Origin of the sequence: Flagellimonas crocea, assembly GCF_033441595.1 — a bacterium.
GTDB classification, from domain to species: Bacteria; Bacteroidota; Bacteroidia; order Flavobacteriales; family Flavobacteriaceae; genus Flagellimonas; species Flagellimonas crocea.
Genome location: NZ_JAUZVX010000009.1, coordinates 2,501 through 5,301 on the forward strand (window position 1 = coordinate 2,501; position 2,801 = coordinate 5,301).

General features: G+C 53.3%; 2 tRNA genes and 2 rRNA genes (1 of these 4 cut by a window edge). All 4 read right to left on the reverse strand.

From position 1 onward, the window contains the following. Positions 1–622: ribosomal RNA gene (locus SD449_RS19155) — 23S ribosomal RNA — on the reverse strand; it reaches 2,197 nt to the left of the window's first position. A 175-nt stretch (positions 623–797) separates the two neighbouring features. Continuing rightward, positions 798–874, reverse strand: a tRNA-Ala gene (locus tag SD449_RS19160). A 100-nt stretch (positions 875–974) separates the two neighbouring features. Beyond that, a tRNA-Ile gene (locus tag SD449_RS19165) sits at positions 975–1,048 on the reverse strand. Positions 1,049–1,157: 109 nt separating this feature from the next. Beyond that, positions 1,158–2,683: ribosomal RNA gene (locus tag SD449_RS19170) — 16S ribosomal RNA — on the reverse strand. Together the 16S and 23S rRNA genes with 2 tRNA genes alongside form the textbook arrangement of a ribosomal RNA operon. Positions 2,684–2,801 lie beyond the last annotated feature (118 nt).

The window sequence follows — 2,801 nt, forward strand, 5'->3', positions numbered from 1 at the left end:
CGGTAAAAGTAACTCGTAGGCTCATTATGCAAAAGGCACGCCGTCACCAGTAAACTGGCTCCGACCGCTTGTAGGCGTATGGTTTCAGGGTCTATTTCACTCCGTTGTTCACGGTTCTTTTCACCTTTCCCTCACGGTACTGGTTCACTATCGGTCTCCCAGGAGTATTTAGCCTTGGCGGATGGTCCCGCCGGATTCACACAGGGTTTCACGTGCCCCGCGCTACTCAGGATACCACTATCTTTAACGCTCCTTGCCCGTACGGGACTGTCACCCATATCGTGCAGCTTTCCAACTGCTTCCGGTTCGTCGCGCAAAGAACATTGTGGTCCTACAACCCCGTCATTGCCTAAACAACAACGGTTTGGGCCGATCCGATTTCGCTCGCCGCTACTCTCGGAATCACTCTTGTTTTCTCTTCCTCCGCCTACTTAGATGTTTCAGTTCGGCGGGTTCGCCCCCATTGCTGGGTGACAGGCCTTCAACCTGCCGGGTTGCCCCATTCGGACACCCACGGATCAATGCTCATGTGCAGCTCCCCGTGGATTTTCGCAGCTTATCGCGTCCTTCGTCGCCTCTGAGAGCCTAGGCATTCCCCATACGCCCTTCTTTTGCTTGTCGCACCTGTACATACGTACAAATGCCCTCTCGTAATCCTTAATGTTCTATTCTACTTCGTGTTTCTTCTTTTTGACTTCGCACGCAACGGTAAATACCGTCACTGCTCCGTCCCAATATGTCAATGAACTTATGGCGATCGCCGCCGGTACAAAAATACCGGCCCGCGACATTTGCCGTGGTGGAGAATATCGGAGTCGAACCGATGACCTCCTGCGTGCAAGGCAGGCGCTCTAGCCAGCTGAGCTAATCCCCCATTATCAGTGGTCAGTTAACAGTTATCAGTTAACAGTACTATATAACGGTAACCCAACACCTAGAATTTCCTTGTTCCAATACCCAATGAACTTGTTTCGTAGTCTCAGGCAGACTCGAACTGCCGACCTCTACATTATCAGTGTAGCGCTCTAACCAGCTGAGCTATGAGACTGTCTTGGCCTAATTTGCCTGTATATCAAAAAACATATTATAAACGACAGCACAAAGATATAAGGACCACCTCGCGCAAGGACACCGGTTCCGGGCGTCTCTTTCTCTAGAAAGGAGGTGTTCCAGCCGCACCTTCCGGTACGGCTACCTTGTTACGACTTAGCCCTAGTTACCGATTTTGCCCTAGGCCGCTCCTTGCGGTGACGGACTTCAGGCACTCCCGGCTTCCATGGCTTGACGGGCGGTGTGTACAAGGCCCGGGAACGTATTCACCGGATCATGGCTGATATCCGATTACTAGCGATTCCAGCTTCACGGGGTCGAGTTGCAGACCCCGATCCGAACTGTGACCGGTTTTGTAGATCCGCGCCCCCTTGCGGGGTGGCTTCCCTCTGTACCGGCCATTGTAGCACGTGTGTAGCCCAGGACGTAAGGGCCGTGATGATTTGACGTCGTCCCCACCTTCCTCACGGTTTGCACCGGCAGTCCCGCTAGAGTCCCCATCTTTACATGCTGGCAACTAACGGTAGGGGTTGCGCTCGTTATAGGACTTAACCTGACACCTCACGGCACGAGCTGACGACAACCATGCAGCACCTTGCAGGCAGTCCGAAGAAAGGGGTGTCTCCACCCCATGCAGCCTGCATTTAAGCCCTGGTAAGGTTCCTCGCGTATCATCGAATTAAACCACATGCTCCACCGCTTGTGCGGGCCCCCGTCAATTCCTTTGAGTTTCATTCTTGCGAACGTACTCCCCAGGTGGGATACTTATCACTTTCGCTTGGCCACGGAGACCGAAGTCCCCACAGCTAGTATCCATCGTTTACGGCGTGGACTACCGGGGTATCTAATCCCGTTCGCTACCCACGCTTTCGTCCATCAGCGTCAGTACATGGTTGGTCACCTGCCTTCGCGATCGGTGTTCTATGTGATATCTATGCATTTCACCGCTACACCACATGTTCCGGCAACCCCACCATGACTCAAGACCGCCAGTATCAAAGGCAATTCTACGGTTGAGCCGCAGACTTTCACCCCTGACTTAACGGCCCGCCTACGGACCCTTTAAACCCAATGATTCCGGATAACGCTCGGACCCTCCGTATTACCGCGGCTGCTGGCACGGAGTTAGCCGGTCCTTATTCTTACGGTACCGTCAGACACCTACACGTAGGTGCGTTTCTTCCCGTATAAAAGCAGTTTACAACCCATAGGGCAGTCATCCTGCACGCGGCATGGCTGGATCAGGCTCCCGCCCATTGTCCAATATTCCTCACTGCTGCCTCCCGTAGGAGTCTGGTCCGTGTCTCAGTACCAGTGTGGGGGATCCCCCTCTCAGGGCCCCTAACCATCGCTGCCTTGGTGGGCCGTTACCCCACCAACTAACTAATGGTACGCATGGCCATCCCTGTCCGATAAATCTTTAACCGCAATATCATGCGATATCGCGGTACCATGGGGCATTAATCCAAGTTTCCCTGGGCTATTCCCCTGACAGGGGCAGGTTCCATACGCGTTCCGCACCCGTGCGCCGGTCGCCACCAGAAAAGCAAGCTTTTCCGTGATGCCCCTCGACTTGCATGTGTTAGGCCTGCCGCTAGCGTTCATCCTGAGCCAGGATCAAACTCTTCATTGTATTTCCTTGAATGTCTGTCCGACACCCGGAAAAACCGAGTCCTCGCATCAAAATGGTTCTTATAATTCTCTTTACGCTGTCGTTACAATATGTATATGAACTTCTTTTCAATCCCCCC